Source organism: Streptomyces sp. CA-142005, from assembly GCF_050942335.1.
GTDB lineage: Bacteria > Actinomycetota > Actinomycetes > Streptomycetales > Streptomycetaceae > Streptomyces.
The window spans coordinates 6246494-6264123 of the sequence record NZ_CP192078.1 but is presented as its reverse complement, the minus strand read 5'-3'; the positions used below and the strand labels follow the sequence as shown (position 1 = coordinate 6264123).

The window sequence follows — 17630 nt, the reverse complement described above, 5'->3', positions numbered from 1 at the left end:
TGAGATGCCTGAGTTCGCGTACACCGATCTGCTCCCCCAGGGAGAGGACACCACCCCGTACCGGCTGGTGACGTCCGAGGGCGTCTCCACCGTCGAGGGCCCGGACGGGCGGACGTTCCTCAAGGTGGAGCCGGAGGCGCTGCGCAAGCTGGCCGAGGAGGCCATCCACGACATCCAGCACTACCTGCGCCCCGCCCACCTCGCCCAGCTCCGCCGCATCATCGACGACCCGGAGGCAAGCTCGAACGACAAGTTCGTCGCCCTGGACCTGCTGAAGAACGCGAACATCGCGGCGGCCGGCGTGCTCCCGATGTGCCAGGACACCGGCACGGCGATCGTCATGGGCAAGCGCGGGCAGAACGTGCTGACGGAGGGGGGCGACGAGGAGGCGCTGAGCCGCGGCATCTACGACGCCTACACCAAGCTCAACCTGCGCTACTCGCAGATGGCTCCGCTCACCATGTGGGAGGAGAAGAACACCGGCTCCAACCTGCCGGCCCAGATCGAGCTGTACGCGACGGACGGCGGCGCCTACAAGTTCCTGTTCATGGCGAAGGGCGGCGGCAGCGCCAACAAGTCCTTCCTCTACCAGGAGACGAAGGCCGTCCTGAACGAGGCCTCCATGATGAAGTTCCTGGAGGAGAAGATCCGTTCGCTCGGTACGGCCGCCTGCCCGCCGTACCACCTGGCGATCGTCGTCGGCGGCACCAGCGCCGAGTACGCGCTGAAGACCGCGAAGTACGCCTCCGCGCACTACCTGGACGAGATCCCGGCGGAGGGCTCGGAGCTCGGCCACGGCTTCCGCGACAAGGACCTCGAGCAGAAGGTCTTCGAGCTGACGCAGAAGATCGGCATCGGCGCGCAGTTCGGCGGCAAGTACTTCTGCCACGACGTCCGGGTCGTCCGCCTCCCCCGCCACGGCGCGTCCTGCCCGGTCGCCATCGCCGTCTCCTGCTCGGCCGACCGCCAGGCCGTCGCGAAGATCACCGCCGAGGGCGTCTTCCTGGAGCAGCTGGAGACCGACCCGGCGCGCTTCCTGCCGGAGACGACGGACGAGCACCTCGAGTCGGACGGCGACGTGGTCAAGATCGACCTGAACCAGCCGATGGACACGATCCTCGCCGAGCTGACGAAGTACCCGGTCAAGACCCGCCTGTCCCTGACCGGCCCGCTGGTCGTCGCCCGTGACATCGCGCACGCCAAGATCAAGGAACGGCTGGACGCGGGCGAGGACATGCCGCAGTACCTGAAGGACCACCCGGTGTACTACGCGGGCCCGGCGAAGACCCCCGAGGGCTACGCCTCCGGTTCCTTCGGCCCGACGACGGCCGGCCGCATGGACTCCTACGTGGAGCAGTTCCAGGCGGCGGGCGGCTCCAAGGTGATGCTGGCCAAGGGCAACCGGTCGAAGCAGGTCACCGACGCGTGCAACGCGCACGGCGGCTTCTACCTCGGCTCCATCGGCGGCCCGGCCGCCCGCCTCGCCCAGGACTGCATCAAGAAGGTCGAGGTCCTGGAGTACGAGGAGCTGGGCATGGAGGCGGTCTGGAAGATCGAGGTCGAGGACTTCCCGGCGTTCATCGTCGTGGACGACAAGGGCAACGACTTCTTCACCGACCCGGCCCCTCAGCCGACGTTCACCTCGATCCCCGTACGGGGCCCCGGGCTGGCGTAAGCCCCGACCCCGCTGCCAGGCGGCCCCAGTACCTGCTGGGGCCGCCTGACGGTGAACGCCCCTCCCCCGCACACCGGACCGGTCCACCGATCCCCGGTCGCCGTGGAGTCCGCCAGGTGATTGGCAGATTTGTGCCACCCGTCCAGCCTGGTCAGGCCTCTGAACTGCGCCTTCTCGAGTCGCCCCTGGAACAAATCTGCCAATCTCCGGCTTACGGTGAGTGAGCCCGGGGGTGGGCGCCGGGCCGACACCCGTGCGACTCGGTGCGCTCGATGCCTCACTCACTGTGACGAACGGGAACAACCCGGCGTGGTCGATCGCTATAACCGCCATGAGCGACAGCGACTACCGCATCGAGCACGACTCCATGGGCGAGGTCCGCGTCCCCGCCGCCGCGAAGTGGCGGGCCCAGACGCAACGCGCCGTCGAGAACTTCCCCATCTCCGGACAGCGCATCGAACGCGCCCACATCGAGGCCCTCGCGCGCATCAAGGGTGCCGCCGCCAAGGTGAACGCCCAGCTCGGGGTGCTCGACAAGGAGATCGCCGAGGCGATCCAGGAGGCGGCGGCCGAGGTCGCCGAGGGAAAGTGGGACGAGCACTTCCCCATCGACGTCTTCCAGACCGGCTCCGGCACCTCGTCCAACATGAACACCAACGAGGTCATCGCCACCCTGGCCACCGAGCGGCTCGGCCGTGACGTGCACCCGAACGACCACGTCAACGCCTCCCAGTCCTCCAACGACGTCTTCCCCTCCTCCATCCACATCGCCGCCACCGCCGCCGTCACCCACCAGCTGATCCCCGCCCTCGACCACCTCGCCGCCTCCCTGGCCCGCAAGTCCGAGGAGTTCGCCGACGTCGTGAAGTCCGGGCGGACGCACCTCATGGACGCCACGCCCGTGACGCTCGGTCAGGAGTTCGGCGGATACGCGGCCCAGATCCGGTACGGCGTCGAACGGCTGAAGGCCTCCCTCCCCCGGCTCGCCGAACTCCCCCTCGGCGGTACCGCCGTCGGCACCGGGATCAACACCCCGCCCGGCTTCTCCGCCGCCGTCATCCAGGAGGTCGCCCGGGTCACCGGGCTGCCGCTGACCGAGGCCCGCGACCACTTCGAGGCGCAGGGTGCCCGGGACGGGATCGTGGAGACCAGCGGGCAGCTCAGGACCATCGCCGTCGGGCTGACGAAGATCGCCAACGATCTGCGCTGGATGTCCTCCGGACCGCGCACCGGGCTCGCCGAGATCCGCCTGCCCGACCTCCAGCCGGGGTCGTCCATCATGCCGGGCAAGGTCAATCCCGTAGTCCCGGAGGCCGTGTTGATGGTCGCCGCCCAGGTCATCGGCAACGACGCCACCATCGCCACCGCCGGCGCCGCCGGGAACTTCGAGCTGAACGTCATGCTGCCGGTCATCGCCAAGAACGTGCTGGAGTCGATCCGGCTGCTCGGCAACGTCTCCCGGCTGCTGGCCGACCGTACGGTCGACGGGATCACCGCCGACCGGGAACGGACCCGCGAGTACGCGGAGTCGTCTCCTTCCGTCGTCACCCCGCTGAACAAGTACATCGGCTACGAGGAGGCCGCGAAGGTCGCCAAGAAGTCCCTCGCCGAGCGGAAGACGATCCGGGAGGTCGTGCTGGAGGGCGGGTACGTCGAGCGTGGCGACCTGACCCTGGACCAGCTCGACGAGGCCCTGGACGTCCTGCGGATGACGCACCCGTAACCACGAGCGAACAGTTCCGGCCACCCCTCACCGGACCGGCCGGAACCGTGACGCGCACCGCAGCGTCGTATGCCTACGGCACCTAAAATCTGTCCATGACGGACGACGGAGCGATGACACGCGTGGACACGGCGGACACGGGAGACAACGGACCCGCGGCCGGCTGGCCCCCGGGGACCCCGATCCTGTGGCGCTACCGGCAGAACGCCGGCCGGCGCATCCACATCGCCCGGCCCGTCACCGTCGTCCGTGACGACGCCGAACTGCTCGCCGTGTGGATGGCCCCCGGCACCGAGTGTGTGAAGCCGGTCCTCGCCGACGGCACGCCCGTGCATCTGGAGCCGCTCCAGTCCCGCTACACCAAGCCGCGCTCGGTGCAGCGGGACCGCTGGTTCGGCACCGGGGTGCTGAAGCTGGCCCAGCCCGGCCGGCCCTGGTCGGTGTGGCTGTTCTGGGAGCCGGGCTGGCGGTTCAAGAACTGGTACGTCAACCTGGAGCAGCCCCTGGCCCGTTGGGCGGGCGGGGTGGACTCCGAGGACTACTTCCTGGACATCTCCGTGCACCCCGACCGCAGCTGGCACTGGCGCGACGAGGACGAGTTCGCGCAGGCCCAGCGGGACGGGCTGATGGACGCCGCCACCGCCGAGCGGGTGCGGGCGGCCGGGCAGGACGCGGTCGAGGTGATCGAGGCCTGGGGGGCGCCGTTCTCGGACGGCTGGCAGCACTGGCGCCCGGATCCGTCCTGGGCGGTACCTTCTCTCCCCGATGACTGGGACCGTACGCCCGCGCACGTGTCCTCATGAGACCCTTGATGCGCCCCCGGGCAAGAAACGTAGGATCGTCCTCCGCAAGGGCGCAGAAGTGCAACTCCCGGAGCATGTGCCGGGCTTGACCGATCGTCACCGAGGGGCGGCAGCACGTGAGCGAGGGGCACCAGGGCACAGGAACCACCTCTGACCACGCGGGAATTCCGTTCCTGGGGCACGTATTGCGGGTATCGGGACTTCTGCGGGAGCAACTGCGCGCCCGACGCGCAGTGCCGTACGGATGGATGCGACACGCGTGACGGAGCAGCCCACCTCCTTCGAGCGCCGCCAGGGCGCCGACCCCGCGGAAGGCCGCGGGGCGCTCCTGCGTACCCCGGAGCCCGCCGCCGCCCCGGCCTTACCGGTGCAAGCGGCCCGGGCGGAGGGGGCGTCCTCCGGACCCGGCACGGCCAGGCCCTGTGGCCAGGGAAAGGACGGCAAGGGGATTCAGCCCCCGGTCGGCAAGGGGAAGGAGCCCCCAGTCAACGGCCCCGAGCACTCCCAGCCCGCCACCACCGAACCCGGTGCGCACCGCCCGCGCCCCGCGCCGGAGGCCACCCCGTCGCGCCCCGCGCCGGAGGCCATCCCGCCGCAGCCCGGCGCCGAGCAGGAGCGGGCGCCGGGCGGTCAGGAGCGCCGTACCGGGCGCGGCCTGCCGCCGGGCCGGCCGATGCCGATGCGGCGCGACGGCGACCGGCTGAGATTCGTGGGCGCGGCCACCCGGCGGATCGCACGCGGACTGGACCTGGACGAGATCGTGATGGGGCTGTGCCGGGCGACCGTGCCGACCTTCTCGGACGCGATCCTGGTCTATCTGCGCGACCCGCTGCCGGTCGGCGACGAGCGGCCCACCGGACCGGTGGTGCTGCGGCTGCGCCGTACCGACCGGATACCGGAGGACCGGGACACCGACGATGTGCTGCTGCCGCCCGCGTTCGATCCCGAGCCGGAGCCGAGCGCGCTGGCCGAGCTGTCGTCGCTCACCACCGAACTGTGCGAGGTGCGCCCGGGCGGCGCGCTGAACGAGGTGCTGCGCGGGGTGCGGCCGGTGTTCGCCGAGTCGCCCGCCGCCCGGGCCGCGCTGCCCGAGCTGCTCGGCGAGTGCGCCGAGACGGTCGTACCGTCCGGGCAGCACGCGATCCTCGCGCCGCTGCGCGGCCGGCGCCGGGTGATCGGCGCGGCCCTGTTCCTGCGCCGCCCGGAGCGGCTCGCGTTCGAGGCCGACGACCTGCTGGTGGCGGCCCAGCTGGCCACGCACAGCGCGCTCGGCATCGACAAGGCGGTGCTGTACGGCCGTGAGGCGTACATCGCCGACGAGCTGCAGCGCACCATGCTGCCCGAGACCCTGCCCCGCCCGACCGGTGTGCGGCTCGCCTCCCGGTACCTGCCGGCGGCGGAGACGGCGCGGGTGGGCGGCGACTGGTACGACGCGATCCCGCTGCCCGGCAGCCGGGTCGCGCTGGTCGTCGGTGACGTCATGGGGCACTCCATGACCTCGGCGGCGATCATGGGCCAGCTGCGCACCACCGCGCAGACCCTGGCCGGGCTCGATCTGCCGCCGCAGGAGGTGCTGCACCACCTGGACGAGCAGGCGCAGCGACTCGGCACGGACCGCATGGCGACCTGCCTGTACGCCGTCTACGACCCGGTGACGCACCGCATCACCATCGCCAACGCCGGCCATCCGCCGCCCGTGCTGCTGCACCTGGGCGGCCGGGCCGAGGTGCTGCGGGTGCCGCCGGGCGCGCCCATCGGGGTCGGCGGGGTCGACTTCGAGGCCGTCGAGCTGGACGCGCCCGCCGGGGCCACGCTGCTCCTCTACACCGACGGGCTGGTGGAGTCCCGGTTGCGGGACGTGTGGACCGGCATAGAGCAGCTGCGCGAAAAGCTCGCCGCGACCGCCCAGTTGACCGGCCCCGACCATCCGCCGCCCCTGGAAGCCCTGTGCGACGAGGTGCTGGACATGCTCGGGCCGGGTGACCGGGACGACGACATCGCGCTGCTGGCGGCCCGCTTCGACGGGATCGCGCCGAGCGATGTGGCGTACTGGCAGCTGGATCCGGAGGAGACGGCCCCCGGCCAGGCCCGCCGGCTGGCCCGGCGCGCGCTCGCCCGCTGGGACCTGGAGGACCTGTCGGACGCGGTGGAGCTGCTGGTCAGCGAGGTCGTGACGAACGCCGTACGGTACGCGTCCCGGCCGGTGACGCTGCGTCTGCTGCGCACGGACGTGCTGCGCTGCGAGGTCGGCGACGACGTGCCGCAGCTGCCGCGCCTTCGGCAGGCCCGGGCCACGGACGAGGGCGGGCGCGGCCTGTACCTGGTCAACAGGCTGGCCCGGCGCTGGGGCGCGACCCGGCTGAGCACCGGCAAGGTGGTGTGGTTCGAGCTGAACCGGGGCTGAGGCGGCCTTGGCCCACGCGAAAGGGCGCCCGGGGATTCCCGGGCGCCCTTTCGCATGCGCGCTCCAACCGGCCTACCGGCCTACTGGCCGAAGTTCCGGTTACCGCCCGGATCGAGCGGGTTCTCCGTGATCTCGCTCGTCGGCGACTGCGTCGGCGTCTGGCTCGGGCTCTGCGTCGGCGTCTGCGTGGGCGTCCGGGAGGGTGTCTGCGACGGCGTCCGGGACGGCGGCGCGGAGCTGGTCGGTGGCTTGCTGGTCGGCGTGTGCGACGGCGTCTGCGACGGGGTCTGGCTGTAGGTCGGGGTGTCCGTCGGCTGGACCGCCGCGCCCTGGGTGGTGTCCAGATCGAACTCGGCCTTGTCCGTCACGCCGAAGGTGTACTCCGCCCAGATCTGCGCCGGGAAGCCGCCGCCGTTGACGCGGGGCGGGATCAGACCGGTGGCGCCCGTCAGGGAGACGTGGGCCTTGGTCTTGGCGTCCTCGCCGAAGAGGCCGACGGAGGTGACCAGGTCGGGCGTGTAGCCGGTGAACCAGGCGGACTTGTCCTCGTCGGAGGTACCGGTCTTGCCGGCCACCTGCTGGCCGTCGCGCAGCGGGTTGTCCGCCACGTGCGTCTTCGCCGTACCGTCGTCGACCACGCCGGTCAGCACCGAGGTCACGGTGTCAGCGGCGGTCCGGGTGATCACCGAGCCGCCGATCGGGCTGGGAATGTGCGCCTTACGGCCGCTCTGCTCGGCCGACTTGAGGATGCTCGGCGTCACCTTGTTGCCGTGGTTGTCGAGCGTGGCGTAGATCCCGGCCATCTCCAGCGGGCTGGCGCCCATGGAGCCGAGGGTCTGGGCGGGCACCGCCTGCATGCCCGTGGTGTCCATGCCGAGCTGCTTGGCCGTGCTCATCACCTTGTCCATGCCCACGTCCATGCCCATCTGCGCGAAGACGGAGTTGACGGAGTTGTTCATCGCCTGCTGGACGGTGATGGGGCCGTAGTCGTGGTCGTCCTCGTTCGGCGGGCCGAAGCCGACCTTGCTGCCGTGGTCCACGACCTGACGGCCGCTGGTGCCGTCGTAGACCGTGTTGGCGGTGATGGGCTTGCCGTCCTGCGTGGTGGCGCTGTTCTCGAGGGCGGCGGCGAGGATGACCGGCTTGAACGTCGAGGCGGGCTGGTAGTCCCGGCGGGTGGCGTTGTTGATGTAGTGCTCGAAGTAGTTGGTGCCGCCGTACAGGGCGACGATGCTGCCGGTCTTCGGGTCCACCGAGACCGCGCCGGCCTGGACGGCGCCGTCCACCTTGCGCTTCTTGGCGTCCAGTTTGCCGGTCAGCTGGGACTTGACCGCCTGCTCCAGCTTGGTCTGCTTCTTCTTGTCGATGTTCAGCGTGATGGTCCAGCCGCGGTCGACCACCTCGGCTTCCGCCTGGGAGCGGCTGATGTTCTCCTCCTCCATCAGCCGCTGTTCGAGCTGCTGGTTGGCGAGCTCGATCAGGTAGCCCTTCTGCCCCTCCTGGCCCGGCGCCGCCTTGGGCTCCTTGGGGTAGGGGAACCTCATGTCCTGCCGCTTGGACGGGTCCAGCCAGTGCTGCTTGACCATGTTGTCCAGGACGTAGTTCCAGCGGGCCTGCACCAGCTTCTTGCCCGTGGGGGTCGCGACGGCCCAGTCGTACTGGCTCGGCGCCTGGAGGAGCGCGGCGAGGTAGGCGCCCTGCTGGACCGTCAGCTTCTCGGCGTCGGTGCGGTAGTAGGCCTGGGCGGCGGCCTGGATGCCGTAGGCGCCGCGGCCGTAGTAGCTGGTGTTGATGTAGCCCGCGAGGATCTGGTCCTTGGACAGCTTCTGGTCGACCTTCAAGGAGATGACCATCTCCTTGAGCTTGCGGCTGACGGTCTGGTTCTGGGTGAGGTAGTAGTTCTTGACGTACTGCTGGGTGATCGTGGAGCCGCCCTGGGCGCCGCGGCCCATCGCCGTGTTGTACAGACCGCGGGCCAGGCCTTTGAGGTCGATCCCGGAGTCCGTGTAGAAGGTCTTGTTCTCGGCGGCGACGAAGGTGTGCTGGACCTCCTTGGGCACGTTGGCCAGGTCCACGCTCTCGCGGTTGGTCTTGCCGACCCGGGCCATGATCGAGCCGTCGCTGTACTTGTAGATGTTGCTCTGCTGCTTGGCGAGGGCGTTGCCCTGGGGGATGTCCACGATCATGTAGAGGGCGATGAAGCCGCCGATGCCGAGCAGGCACAGCCCGAAGAACGTCCCGAGGATCTTCTTCCAGGTGAACAGCCGGCGTATGAAGCTCTTCGCGGGCTTGCCACCCGCCGGTGCACCCGCCGTGGGGGCGGAGCGGCGGCGCCTGGGGGCCGCGCGGTGGCCACCGCGCTGTCGCGCTCGTCTCTCTTCCGCTCGTCCCATGGGTTCCTTCGCTCCGCTTCCGTCTCGGGGTCAGCTCCGAAAGCTAACACCCGTCTATATGACAAAGGTCGTCCGATCCGCTCTTTTACGGACGTGACAATCAGCACCTGTTTCCAAGGGAACCGACGGTTCTGGAGGTCAGCGGGTTGCTTCGAGCCACAAAAGTGATATCGCTTAGTTAGATCCGCGATAGGCCGCATCGGCACGGGATCAGCATGATCGCCAGGCGGCGGGCTCGCCCTGTGCCATGGCCCGGCTCGTCATCGCCCGGCTCGTCGTCTTCCTCGCCGCGGTCATCGCGCTGCGCGGGCTGAACACCGTCGCGCCCGGCGAGGCCCGGGACGTCCAGCTCTTCTGGCTTTGCCGACTCTTCGGGCGCCGGCGGGTCACGATCCGGCAAGAGGACCTGCGCGAGTGAACCCTCCCCCACTCGGGTGGTGCTGTGCGGCGACCGGGTCCCGCAGCCGGCCCTCGACACCGGGACGCTCTACCGGTGACGGACTCCGCGGAGGCTCCGAAGCGACGGCCGCCGCAGCGCAAGCAGGTGCTGCTGCGGCTGGACCCGTCGGCGTGCGAGGCACTGGCGCGCTGGGCCGGGGACGACCTACGGACCGCCTGTTTCGGAACCGTGACAATCGGCTCCCACCTGGACCGCCGTACAGCCCGCCATGATCTCCACACCCCGCGTATACATACGGCGTATACACCGTGTGTAGAGTGCTGCGCATGTCCATCGGTCACACCCTCCTGGGACTCCTGGAGTCCGGCCCGCGGCACGGCTACGACCTGAAGCGGGCCTTCGACGAGAAGTTCGGTCACGACCGGCCGCTGCACTACGGCCAGGTCTACTCCACGATGTCGCGGCTGCTGAAGCACGGCCTCGTGGAAGTCGACGGGATCGAGGCCGGCGGCGGCCCCGAGCGCAAGCGGTACGCCATCACCGACGCCGGCGTCACGGACGTCGAGCGCTGGCTCGGCACCCCGGAGAAGCCGGAGGAGTACCTGCAGTCGACCCTGTACACCAAGGTCGTCCTCGCCCTCCTCACCCACCGCGACGCCGCCGTCATCCTCGACACCCAGCGCGCCGAGCACCTGCGCAGCATGCGGATCCTGACCGACCGCAAGCGCAAGGGCGACCTCGCGGACCAGCTGATCTGCGACCACGCGCTGTTCCACCTGGAGGCCGACCTGCGCTGGCTGGAACTGACCGCCGCGCGCCTCGACAAGCTCCGTGCGGCGGTGGCCGAGTGACTCCTCCCGCCGGCTCCCTGCTCACCGCCGAGAACCTGCGCAAGGCCTACGGCCCCACGGTCGCGCTCGACGGTGCCGAGTTCTCCATCCACCCCGGCGAGGTCGTCGCCGTCATGGGCCCCTCCGGCTCCGGCAAGTCGACCCTGCTGCACTGCCTCGCCGGCATCGTGCCGCCCGACTCCGGGTCCATCGTCTACAACGGCCGCGAACTGGCCGGCATGAGCGACACCGAACGCAGCGCGCTGCGCCGCTCCGAGTTCGGGTTCGTCTTCCAGTTCGGCCAGCTGGTGCCCGAGTTGACGTGCGTGGAGAACGTGGCGCTGCCGCTCAGGCTGAACGGCACCTCCCGCAAGCAGGCCGAGAAGGCCGCGCTCGCCTGGATGGAACGCCTGGAGGTGGACGACCTCGAGGGCAAGCGGCCCGGCGAGGTCTCCGGCGGCCAGGGGCAGCGCGTCGCGGTGGCGCGGGCGCTGGTCACCGGGCCCCGGGTGGTGTTCGCCGACGAGCCGACCGGCGCGCTCGACTCCCTGAACGGCGAGCGCGTGATGGAGCTGCTGACCGACGCGGCCCGCACCACCAACGCGGCCGTCGTCCTGGTCACGCACGAGCCCCGGGTGGCGGCCTACTCCGACCGCGAGATCGTCGTACGCGACGGGAAGTCCCGGGACATGGAGCGGGCCGTATGAACACCCGGCAGTGGTCCCGGGACCTGGGCATGGGGGTCCGGTTCGCCTGCACCGGCGGGCGCGAGGGCTGGGTCCGGATGCTGCTGACCGCGGTCGGTGTCGGCCTCGGCGTGGCGCTGCTGCTGCTGACGACCGCGATCCCGAACGCGCTGGCGGTACGGGACCAGCGCAACGAGGACCGCAACGACTACACCTACGGCCCGCACGTGCCGAAGGCCGCGAACACCCTGGTGATCTCCGACGCCGACACGACGTACCACGGCTCGGACGTCCGCGGCCGGCTGGTGGAGCCGGAGGGGCCCCGGGCACCGATCGCGCCGGGCCTGACGAAGTACCCGGCACCGGGCGACATGGTGGTCTCCCCCGCGCTGAAGACGCTGCTCGGCTCCGCCGACGGCAAGCTGCTGCGTGAGCGGCTGCCGTACCGGATCGTCGGGACGATCGGCGAGCCCGGGCTCATCGGCTCGCACGAACTCGCCTACTACGCCGGTGCGAAGGACCTGGCCCCACGCATCAACGGATGGCAGACGGCCCGGATCACCCACTTCGGGCCTTCGCGGTCGCCCCAGCAGGAGGGGCTCGACCCGGTGCTGATCCTGCTGGTGCTGGTGGTCTTCGTGGTGCTGCTGATGCCGGTCGCGGTGTTCATCGCCACGGCCGTGCGGTTCGGCGGCGAGCGGCGCGACCGCAGGCTGGCCGCGCTGCGGCTGGTGGGCTCCGACAGCCGGATGACCCGGCGGATCGCGGCGGGCGAGGCGCTCGCCGGATCGCTGGTCGGGCTGGTCTTCGGCACCGGCTTCTTCCTGCTCGGCCGGCAGCTGGCGGCCTCGGTCGACATCATGGGCGTCAGCGTGTTCCCCAGCTATCTCAACCCCTCCCCGGCGCTGGCCGCCCTGGTCGCGGTCGCCGTTCCGGCGGCGGCGGTCCTGGTCACGCTGTTCGCGCTGCGCGGGGTGGTCATCGAACCGCTGGGCGTGGTCCGTACGGCCAAGCCCGCGCGCCGCCGGCTGTGGTGGCGGCTGCTGCTGCCGCTGGGCGGACTGGCGTGCCTCGCGCCGATGATCGGCCAGGGCCGGAGCAACGGCACCTTCAACGAGTACCTGGTGATCGGCGGCGTCCTGCTCCTGCTGGTCGGCGTCACCGCGCTCCTGCCCTGGGTCGTGGAGGCGGTGGTGGCCCGGCTGGGCCTGGGCGGGGTGGCCTGGCAACTGGCGGTACGGCGGCTGCAGTTGAGCAGCGGTTCGGCGGCCCGCATGGTCAACGGCATCGCGGTCGCGGTGGCCGGGGCGATCGCGCTGCAGATGCTGTTCGCGGGCGTCCAGGGCGACTACACGAAGGCCACCGCGCGGGACACCGACCGCATCCAGATGCAGGTCAACCTGCCACGGGGGCTGCCCTTCGTGCCGGCCGCCGGGAAGTTCGCCTCGACGAAGGGTGTGCGCAAGGCCACCGCGCTCGCCAGCACCGAACTCGGCGACCGGCGCTGGACCCCCGATCACGGGCCGGAGAACACGCTGAACCTCACCGTCGGCACCTGCGCCTCCCTGCGCGACGTGGCCCGGCTGACGTCCTGCCACGACGGGGACGTCTTCACGGCCAAGGGCGGGGAACGGGACGTCGACGTGGACAAGCTCGCCCGGCCGGGCCTGAGGCTCCACCTCAACACGAGCGACGGCACGGGCGCCGGACCGGACGTCGTCTGGACCGTGCCGCACGGGATGAAGCAGGCCCGCGCGATCACCGGTCCGGGCGGGACCAGGGACAGCCAGGTGCTGATGACGCCGGCCGCGCTGTCCGGCCGGATGAGCAGCGCGCTGACCGGAGCGGTGTACCTCAAGCTCGACGAGTCGGTGCCGGACGTGCACGACCGCGTCCGCAACACGGCGGCGCGGATCGACCCGCTCGCGGACGCGATGGTGTGGTCGGCCACCGAGGAGTCGAACAAGTTCACCTCCATCCGCACCGGAACGTTCGTCGGCGCCGTGTGTGTGCTGGCGCTGATCGGGGCGAGCCTGCTGGTGTCCCAGCTGGAGCAGTTGCGCGAGCGGCGCAAGCTGCTGTCGTCGCTGGTCGCCTTCGGCACCCGGCGGCGCACGCTGAGCATGTCGGTGCTGTGGCAGACGGCGATCCCCATCGCGCTGGGCCTGCTGCTCGCCTCGGCCGTCGGGCTGACGCTGGGCGGGGTGCTGCTGAAGATGGTGGGCGCGACGGTGAGCGTCGACTGGCCGAGCGTGCTGTCGATGGCCGGCGCCGGCGCGGCGGTGGTCGTCACGGTCACGCTGCTGAGCCTGCCGCCGCTGCTGCGGCTGATGCGGCCCGAGGGGCTGCGGACGGAGTAGCGGCGCCACGTCGGAGCGCGGTCGGCCGTGGGCCCCTCCCACCCGGGGGCCCACGGCCGGTGCCTCACAGGCTGTGCTCCCGCACCACCCTCCGCGCCTGGGCGAACAGCATGCCGACGTTCACCGACTTACGGCAGACGACCACGGCGACCACGTCCTGCTGCTCGTTCATCCGCAGGAACAGGTGGGTGAGGTTCTCGCTGTTGACGAGGATCTCCTGGAAGAAGTGGTTGTCGTCGCTGACTCCGCGACGCTCCTTGAAGACGTCCTCGATCATGACGACCGTACGCCCCTGGAACAGATCGAGGGTCGCACCCGCCAGCAGGTCCAGGACCTCCGGCGGGTGGTTGTCCACGGTCTCGTAGGACAGCAGCATCCCGGTGGACATGTCGACCACACCGGACGCGACGCAGTCCGGCGCCTCGGTGCGCAGCGACTTGACCAGACTCATCACCTGGTCGGAGAAACCCGTCATACGCTTCGTCGCCATCCGTCACACCCCCTCTGGCGTCTTCTCGGTGAGGATCGACCCGATGCGGTCGAGGGCCGGGTGGGTCGCCCGGTGCAGGCGGTTCACGTCCATCCCCTCGTCGCCGAGGACCACCATCAGGGCGGTGTCGCCGACGGCGTAGAAGGCGACGCAGCCGTGGCTGCCGTAGGTCACCGTCTGGCGCAGCGCTCCGCGCGCCGTGGCGGCGGCGGTGCGGCGCGCCAGGCCCAGGCCCGCCGCCGCGAGCGCGGCGAGCCCCTCCGGGTCGATCGACTCCGCGGTGTCGGCCGCGATGAGCATGCCGTCGGCCGCCGCGAGGGCCGTGTCGGTGATCCCGGTCACCTCCTCGCGCAGTCCGCGCATCTCCCGCGCCAGCGCTTCGTGGTCCATGTGCTCAACTCCCTTGTTCCTTACCGGGTTCGACCGCTGCGGCAGCCAACGGACGCAGGTCATCCAGCGGTTCCGTGGCGCAGCCGGAAGAGCCCTTTCCAGCCCGCCCCGCTCACCGGCGGGACGAGGACTTCGGTGATGCCGCTGGCACCGGGTGCGCGGCGCGGCAGTTCGGCGGGGGCGGCGGCCTCCGGCTCCGGCGGGCAGGGCTCGCGGTGCCGTACGACGGGGGCATCGGGGGCCACCAGCAGCGGGGCCTGGGCGAGCGGGCCGGGGCACTCGAGCAGCCCCTCGCCCAGCATCCGCGCCACCTCCACGGTGACCGTGTAGACCCCGCGGCCGGTGCGGAAGGCCAGGTCGCGGGCGGTACGGCGGCCGTCGGCGTGCGCGAGCAGCTCCCGTTGCAGCGGGGTGCGGGCCTGTTCCGGCGCGGCCACGGGCAGGGGGCGTTCACGGTCGGGGCGCACGGGGTACGGCAGCGCGTCCACGGCGGCCACCTTGCGCACCGCGTCCTCCAGCAGCCGGGCGGGCCGCTCACCGGCGGCGCACGGGGCGTGCGGCCCGGTGCCGGTGACGCGTTCGCAGGCGTCCACCCGGCCGGCGACGACGGCGAAGGCCGCGTCCCGCAGCGCCAGCAGGCACACCACCCGGAGCTGGGCGGCCCCCGCGTAGCCGTGCGCGGTCAGCCCGGCGGCCGGCCAGCGCCCCGCGGACTCGCGCACCAGTTCCGCCCACTGCTCGCCGTCGATGCGCTCGGAGCGCAGGAGCAGTGCCTCGGGGCCGGGGGCGCCGGGGCTCTCGGCCGCCACGACGAGTCCGTCCCGCAGATGGAAGGCGCCGCCGGGGCTGCCCGGCACCCGCAGCTCCCCCGTGAATCCGTCACGCCCGCACGCGGTCAGCGCGTGCGCGAGCCCGCCGTGATCCATTGCCCCCCTTGGTATTTCGTACAGACGCCTGACGTGTCGCACCGAGGGGGTATGTGTATCAGTCGATCGGCATATTTCCGCCGGAGATTTCCCACCTGACCCGGACTGAAGGAAGTTGGAGTTTCGAGCCGGTCACATCGCTTTGTTCGACACTCATTTGATCGATCGGCGGGCTCAGGCGTCCGGGTCGAGCACCCTCACCGGCAGTGAGCGCAGTGCCCCGCGCAGGGCTGCCGCCAACTCCTCGTACTCGGCGGACCGGGCCGCACCCGCGCGCATGGCGAAGGCGACCCGACGGCTCGGGGCCGGCTCGGCGAAGTAGCCGGTGAGGAGCCGGCTGCTGCGGGTGGTCTCCAACTCCAGGGCGGTACGCGGCAGCAGGGTGCAGCCGAGGCCGCCGGCGACGAGCTGCACCAGCGTGGACAGGCCGGCGGCGGTCGTGGTCACCGGGGCGTCCGCGCGGCCCGCCTCCCGGCAGATGTCGAGGGCCTGGTCGCGCAGGCAGTGCCCCTCGTCCAGGAGCAGGAGGTTGAGCTCCCTGAGCGCCTCGCGCGGGATGCCCTCGCGGCCGCCGAGCCAGTGGTCGAGCGGGGTGACGAGCGCGAAGTCCTCGTCGAACAGCGGGAGTTCGACGACCCCGGGCACGCCGAGCGGCACCGCCAGCAGCAGCAGGTCGAGGCGGCCGGAGTTCAGGCCGTCGATCAGGCTGGCGGTCTGCTCCTCGTGCACCTGGAGGTCGAGGTGCGGATAGCGCTCGTGGACCAGCCGCAGCACGGCCGGCAGCAGGTACGGCGCGACCGTGGGGATCACCCCGAGACGCAGGACGCCCGTGAACGGCGCCCGGACCGCCTCGGCCTCCTCCAGCAGCGCCCCGACCGCGTCCAGCACCGCCTTCGCCCGCAGGGCCAGCCGCTCGCCGGCGGGCGAGAGCAGCACCTTGCGCGTCGTACGCTCGAGGAGGGTCACCCCGAGGGTCTCCTCCAGCGCCGAGACCGCGCCCGACAGGGCGGGCTGGCTCATCCCGATGGCGGCCGCCGCGTCCCTGAAGTGCAGATGCTCGGCGACGGCGGCGAAGGCACGCAGCTGTGCGAGGCTCGGCTGCCTGCGCTTGCCGTTACTCATGGTCACTGATAACTACCTCCGATCAACATGACCGAGTGTAGCTATTTCACTAATCAATGCACCCTGTGCCAACATCGACTGCGTCCAACCCATGGGAAAGATCCTCAAAAGGGGCCTTTCCTCGCTGCAAGGAGAGCGTGTGCTCACTGTCGGTGACAAGTTCCCCGAGTTCGAACTGACCGCCTGCGTCTCGCTGGAGAAGGGCAAGGAGTTCGAGCAGATCCACCACAAGTCCTACGAGGGCAAGTGGCTGGTCGTGTTCGCATGGCCGAAGGACTTCACCTTCGTCTGCCCGACCGAGATCGCCGCGTTCGGGAAGCTGAACGACGAGTTCGCCGACCGCGACGCCCAGATCCTCGGCTTCTCCGGTGACTCCGAGTTCGTCCACCACGCCTGGCGCAAGGACCACCCGGACCTGACCGACCTGCCGTTCCCGATGATGGCGGACTCCAAGCACGAGCTGATGCGCGACCTGGGCATCGAGGGCGAGGACGGCTTCGCACAGCGCGCCGTCTTCATCGTCGACCCGAACCGCGAGATCCAGTTCACCATGGTCACCGCCGGTTCCGTGGGCCGTAACCCCAAGGAGGTCCTGCGGGTCCTGGACGCCCTGCAGACCGACGAGCTGTGCCCGTGCAACTGGACCAAGGGCGAGGACACCCTGGACCCGGTCGCGCTGCTGGCTGGTGAGTGACCCATGTCGCTCGACTCGCTGAAGTCCCGGGTCCCGGACTACGCCAAGGACCTGAAGCTCAACCTGGGCTCCGTCATCGGCAACTCCGACCTGCCCGCGCAGCAGCTGTGGGGCACGGTGCTGGCGACCGCCATCGCCTCCCGTTCCCCGATCGTGCTGCGTGAACTGGAGCCGGAGGCGAAGGCGAACCTCTCGCCGGAGGCGTACACGGCCGCCAAGTCGGCCGCCGCGATCATGGCGATGAACAACGTCTTCTACCGGACGCGTCATCTGCTGTCCGACCACGAGTACGGCACCCTGCGCGCAGGTCTGCGGATGAACGTCATCGGCAACCCGGGCGTGGAGAAGGTCGACTTCGAGCTGTGGTCGTTCGCGGTCTCCGCGATCAACGGCTGCGGCATGTGCCTGGACTCGCACGAGCAGGTGCTGCGCAAGGCGGGCGTGGAGCGCGAGGTCGTCCAGGAGGCGTTCAAGATCGCCTCGGTGATCCAGGCGGTCGGTGTCACCCTCGACGCCGAGGCCGTGCTGGCCGAGTAAGCGGTTCCGCGAAGGCCCCGCTCACCCCTGGTGGGCGGGGCCTTCGGCGTTCTCCGCGACAGGTTCGTCCGCGACGGCCTTCTGCCGCTGGAGCTCCTCGGCATACTGCCGCAGATACCCGACCACCGTGTTCGTCACCGCCACCAGCGGTACGGCCAGCGGGTGGACGCGAACGCGCGGCCCAGGATGAACGGCTG

General features: G+C 70.8%; 15 protein-coding genes. 10 read left to right on the top strand and 5 right to left on the bottom strand.

From position 1 onward, the window contains the following. Nucleotides 1-4 precede the first annotated feature (4 nt). From ACQPXS_RS29380 to ACQPXS_RS29365, 4 genes are all read left to right on the top strand, one after another. Nucleotides 5-1675, top strand: coding sequence for a fumarate hydratase (locus tag ACQPXS_RS29380; RefSeq protein WP_356301521.1), 1671 nt, complete (start codon nucleotides 5-7; stop codon nucleotides 1673-1675). 331 nt (nucleotides 1676-2006) lie between these two features. Beyond that, nucleotides 2007-3398: a class II fumarate hydratase gene (locus ACQPXS_RS29375; RefSeq protein ID WP_365322017.1), complete on the top strand. Its 1392-nt coding sequence runs from the start codon at nucleotides 2007-2009 to the stop codon at nucleotides 3396-3398. Between the two features lie 95 nt (nucleotides 3399-3493). Beyond that, a complete protein-coding gene (gene fomD, locus ACQPXS_RS29370) occupies nucleotides 3494-4201 on the top strand; it encodes a cytidylyl-2-hydroxypropylphosphonate hydrolase (RefSeq protein WP_433452255.1) in 708 nt (235 codons plus the stop codon). Nucleotides 4202-4460: 259 nt separating this feature from the next. Continuing rightward, the gene (locus tag ACQPXS_RS29365; protein ID WP_433452254.1) at nucleotides 4461-6605 is read left to right on the top strand and encodes a SpoIIE family protein phosphatase; all 2145 of its coding nucleotides are present in this window, start codon (nucleotides 4461-4463) and stop codon (nucleotides 6603-6605) included. A gap of 80 nt (nucleotides 6606-6685) precedes the next feature. On the opposite strand, the gene ACQPXS_RS29360 is transcribed toward ACQPXS_RS29365, so the two are convergent. Continuing rightward, nucleotides 6686-8998 (bottom strand): transglycosylase domain-containing protein, encoded by a 2313-nt coding sequence (locus ACQPXS_RS29360; RefSeq protein ID WP_433452253.1) that lies wholly within the window; start codon nucleotides 8996-8998, stop codon nucleotides 6686-6688. 247 nt (nucleotides 8999-9245) lie between these two features. Here ACQPXS_RS29360 and ACQPXS_RS29355 point away from each other — a divergent pair, with 247 nt between their 5' ends. From ACQPXS_RS29355 to ACQPXS_RS29340, 4 genes are all read left to right on the top strand, one after another. Beyond that, nucleotides 9246-9416 carry a hypothetical protein gene (locus ACQPXS_RS29355; RefSeq protein ID WP_433452251.1) on the top strand — a complete coding sequence of 57 codons (171 nt, stop codon included), beginning with the start codon at nucleotides 9246-9248 and terminating at the stop codon, nucleotides 9414-9416. Between the two features lie 308 nt (nucleotides 9417-9724). Next, nucleotides 9725-10249 (top strand): PadR family transcriptional regulator, encoded by a 525-nt coding sequence (locus tag ACQPXS_RS29350; protein WP_351799130.1) that lies wholly within the window; start codon nucleotides 9725-9727, stop codon nucleotides 10247-10249. Then, complete coding sequence (locus tag ACQPXS_RS29345) at nucleotides 10246-10935, top strand: ABC transporter ATP-binding protein (RefSeq protein ID WP_356301536.1); 690 nt, start codon at nucleotides 10246-10248, stop codon at nucleotides 10933-10935. The genes ACQPXS_RS29350 and ACQPXS_RS29345 overlap by 4 nt, the downstream gene beginning before the upstream one ends. After that, a complete protein-coding gene (locus ACQPXS_RS29340; protein ID WP_433452249.1) occupies nucleotides 10932-13274 on the top strand; it encodes an ABC transporter permease in 2343 nt (780 codons plus the stop codon). The genes ACQPXS_RS29345 and ACQPXS_RS29340 overlap by 4 nt, the downstream gene beginning before the upstream one ends. Nucleotides 13275-13338: 64 nt before the next feature. Here ACQPXS_RS29340 and ACQPXS_RS29335 read toward each other — a convergent pair whose 3' ends face one another. From ACQPXS_RS29335 to ACQPXS_RS29320, 4 genes are all read right to left on the bottom strand, one after another. Beyond that, nucleotides 13339-13764: a hypothetical protein gene (locus tag ACQPXS_RS29335; protein WP_433452247.1), complete on the bottom strand. Its 426-nt coding sequence runs from the start codon at nucleotides 13762-13764 to the stop codon at nucleotides 13339-13341. 3 nt (nucleotides 13765-13767) lie between these two features. Further along, the gene (locus tag ACQPXS_RS29330; protein ID WP_433452245.1) at nucleotides 13768-14154 is read right to left on the bottom strand and encodes a roadblock/LC7 domain-containing protein; all 387 of its coding nucleotides are present in this window, start codon (nucleotides 14152-14154) and stop codon (nucleotides 13768-13770) included. Between the two features lie 59 nt (nucleotides 14155-14213). Next, on the bottom strand, nucleotides 14214-15080 hold the full coding sequence (locus ACQPXS_RS29325) for a MarR family transcriptional regulator (RefSeq protein ID WP_433452244.1): 867 nt from the start codon (nucleotides 15078-15080) through the stop codon (nucleotides 14214-14216). 174 nt (nucleotides 15081-15254) lie between these two features. After that, nucleotides 15255-16202, bottom strand: coding sequence for a LysR substrate-binding domain-containing protein (locus tag ACQPXS_RS29320; protein ID WP_351800155.1), 948 nt, complete (start codon nucleotides 16200-16202; stop codon nucleotides 15255-15257). A 139-nt stretch (nucleotides 16203-16341) separates the two neighbouring features. Here ACQPXS_RS29320 and ACQPXS_RS29315 point away from each other — a divergent pair, with 139 nt between their 5' ends. Together ACQPXS_RS29315 and ACQPXS_RS29310 are read left to right on the top strand one after the other, a co-directional pair. Then, nucleotides 16342-16896, top strand: coding sequence for a peroxiredoxin (locus tag ACQPXS_RS29315; protein ID WP_055704786.1), 555 nt, complete (start codon nucleotides 16342-16344; stop codon nucleotides 16894-16896). Nucleotides 16897-16899: 3 nt separating this feature from the next. Further along, nucleotides 16900-17433 carry an alkyl hydroperoxide reductase gene (locus tag ACQPXS_RS29310; protein WP_351799121.1) on the top strand — a complete coding sequence of 178 codons (534 nt, stop codon included), beginning with the start codon at nucleotides 16900-16902 and terminating at the stop codon, nucleotides 17431-17433. Nucleotides 17434-17630 lie beyond the last annotated feature (197 nt).

Excerpts from the sequence above, each read along its gene's own strand:
- ACQPXS_RS29335 (WP_433452247.1), bottom strand. The coding sequence starts at position 13,764 with ATGGCGACGAAGCGTATGACGGGTTTCTCCGACCAGGTGATGAGTCTG.
- ACQPXS_RS29310 (WP_351799121.1), top strand. The coding sequence starts at position 16,900 with ATGTCGCTCGACTCGCTGAAGTCCCGGGTCCCGGACTACGCCAAGGAC.
- ACQPXS_RS29350 (WP_351799130.1), top strand. The coding sequence starts at position 9,725 with ATGTCCATCGGTCACACCCTCCTGGGACTCCTGGAGTCCGGCCCGCGG.
- ACQPXS_RS29360 (WP_433452253.1), bottom strand. The coding sequence starts at position 8,998 with ATGGGACGAGCGGAAGAGAGACGAGCGCGACAGCGCGGTGGCCACCGC.
- ACQPXS_RS29330 (WP_433452245.1), bottom strand. The coding sequence starts at position 14,154 with ATGGACCACGAAGCGCTGGCGCGGGAGATGCGCGGACTGCGCGAGGAG.
- ACQPXS_RS29355 (WP_433452251.1), top strand. The coding sequence starts at position 9,246 with ATGGCCCGGCTCGTCATCGCCCGGCTCGTCGTCTTCCTCGCCGCGGTC.
- ACQPXS_RS29380 (WP_356301521.1), top strand. The coding sequence starts at position 5 with ATGCCTGAGTTCGCGTACACCGATCTGCTCCCCCAGGGAGAGGACACC.
- ACQPXS_RS29375 (WP_365322017.1), top strand. The coding sequence starts at position 2,007 with ATGAGCGACAGCGACTACCGCATCGAGCACGACTCCATGGGCGAGGTC.
- ACQPXS_RS29320 (WP_351800155.1), bottom strand. The coding sequence starts at position 16,202 with ATGAGTAACGGCAAGCGCAGGCAGCCGAGCCTCGCACAGCTGCGTGCC.
- fomD (WP_433452255.1), top strand. The coding sequence starts at position 3,494 with ATGACGGACGACGGAGCGATGACACGCGTGGACACGGCGGACACGGGA.
- ACQPXS_RS29340 (WP_433452249.1), top strand. The coding sequence starts at position 10,932 with ATGAACACCCGGCAGTGGTCCCGGGACCTGGGCATGGGGGTCCGGTTC.
- ACQPXS_RS29325 (WP_433452244.1), bottom strand. The coding sequence starts at position 15,080 with ATGGATCACGGCGGGCTCGCGCACGCGCTGACCGCGTGCGGGCGTGAC.